General features: G+C 32.7%; 1 protein-coding gene. It reads right to left on the bottom strand.

The annotated features are described in order from the left end of the window. Positions 1 to 190 precede the first annotated feature (190 nt). Positions 191 to 504, bottom strand: a 314-nt coding sequence (locus RTL21_RS21965) for a SprT family protein (protein ID WP_312099143.1), incomplete at its 5' end; no start/stop codon positions are given.

Genomic DNA, 504 nt, shown 5'->3' with positions numbered 1-504 from the left:
AACAGCCGAATGCTCTACCACTGAGCTACTGCGGAATAATATTCGACTTGTCCACTATCAAAACGAGATAGTCATTGGCAGTGTGTTAACCAGCTGCTCTCTTGTCGACTCTTTACATTATAAGGACATATAAACAATAAGTCAAGCGCCTTTCAAAACTTTTTTTAAAATAAAATTCCTCTAGCTAAAATCACTTATCCATACTAATTATTTCCTCTAATTTTAATCTTCCTCTACATTTCCCACAAACGTACTTTTTTATATCCATTCTTTTTCTCCTAGTATATTTCTGTTTACATGAAACACAAGAATAAATAAGAACTCTCTTCGATTTTCCTTTTTTGATTTCATCTGGTAAAGAAGAACAAAATCTAGGACCACCAACTCTTTTAAGAAGAGTCTTAAAGTCAGCATCCTTATGCTGGTATCCTCTTTTTAATAAATGAAGGTGATAATGACATAATTCATGCTTAATAATTCCTATTAACTCATCTAATCCCACCA

It is taken from the genome of Niallia sp., from assembly GCF_031978665.1.
Classification (GTDB): domain Bacteria; phylum Bacillota; class Bacilli; order Bacillales; family Cytobacillaceae; genus Niallia.
The sequence above is the reverse complement of the archived record's forward strand: the minus strand, read 5'-3'. Positions and strand labels throughout refer to the sequence as shown.